A 1169-nucleotide genomic window follows, 5' to 3' on the forward strand; every position below is an offset into this window, starting at 1 on the left:
GTAAATTGCAATAATAAATTGAACACTTAAGCTGCTTGATAGATATGATCCAATTCTCTTTCAAAGATTTCATCTGGTGTATGATATGCCAATATTTTTCTTGGTAGCGAATTGCACCAGGTTTCAATGTCAATGATTTCCTGAAGAGAATAGTTATTGATGTAATCACCCTTAGGAATGAATCTGCGAATGAGCCCATTATGTCTTTCAACAGTGCCTTTATCGCAAGAAGTATATGGATCTAAGGTATTAGATACTTCCTCTAGATTGGAAAGATCCGCAAACTCTGAACCATTGTCAGTTGTAATTGTCTTGAAGATTTCATTCCAGTGCTCACTATACTGCTTATGTAGAGTTTGAAAAGCGCTCATAACACTGGCAGCTGTCTTGTCTGGAATACGCAAGATTAGAAACTCACGGCTCATTCGCTCAGACAAAGTTAGCAGTACTTGATCATCTCTAGTCTTATGTCCTAAGACTAGTTCGCATTCCCAGTGACCAAACTCTTTTCGATCATTAATCTCTTTAGGGCGTTCTTCAATGCTTCGACCTAATTTCTTCTTGTTCTTATGAACACGATGAATTTTAGTATTACGCTTTAACTTCTCAGGCAAATCAGAGTTTCTGATAGCCAACAAGCCTTGATCTACATAGTTATATAGAGTTCTAGTGCAGACTATTTGGTCGCTGCTAAATTCACCCACAGCCAAGCAGCGATTGGCACATACATCAAGTGACCAATTGTCTTCAAAGAAATGCTTATTGACATACTTGATAAAGTCAGATTTCTTCAAGAAGTCTGATTTGCGACCACAGTGGCGTCGGTTAGTCTGATAAACACTTTGACCATGATCAGCCTTGTAACGCTTCTGTTTGCCACGATAAAGAGTAACAGTGCCTCGTCTAACTTCGTAACTGATTGTAGAAGGCGAACAGCACAACTCACGAGCGATAGCTCTGATAGAGCGGCCATCCTTCAAGCGAGTTTGAATAATAACCCGTTGTTCAAATGATAAATGCTTTCCCTTTTGATGCTCAGGCATGATAGAATGTAAAGAGTCCATTTGTGACCTCGTTTCTGAATGTTTTGTGGTAATTACATTTTATCAAACAGGTCCAAATGGACTTTTTATTTTTCTAAAGTGTTCAATTTGATTTTACAATCGGCG

General features: G+C 38.5%; 1 protein-coding gene. It reads right to left on the reverse strand.

The window, feature by feature from the left end; genetic code table 11:
• Positions 1-26: 26 nt before the first annotated feature.
• A complete protein-coding gene (locus tag JCM1039_RS09975) occupies positions 27-1064 on the reverse strand; it encodes an IS30 family transposase (protein ID WP_025015623.1) in 1038 nt (345 codons plus the stop codon).
• Between the last annotated feature and the right edge of the window lie 105 nt (positions 1065-1169).

Source organism: Lactobacillus kitasatonis DSM 16761 = JCM 1039, from assembly GCF_000615285.1.
GTDB lineage: Bacteria > Bacillota > Bacilli > Lactobacillales > Lactobacillaceae > Lactobacillus > Lactobacillus kitasatonis.

Excerpts from the sequence above, each read along its gene's own strand:
- JCM1039_RS09975 (WP_025015623.1), bottom strand. The coding sequence starts at position 1,064 with ATGGACTCTTTACATTCTATCATGCCTGAGCATCAAAAGGGAAAGCAT.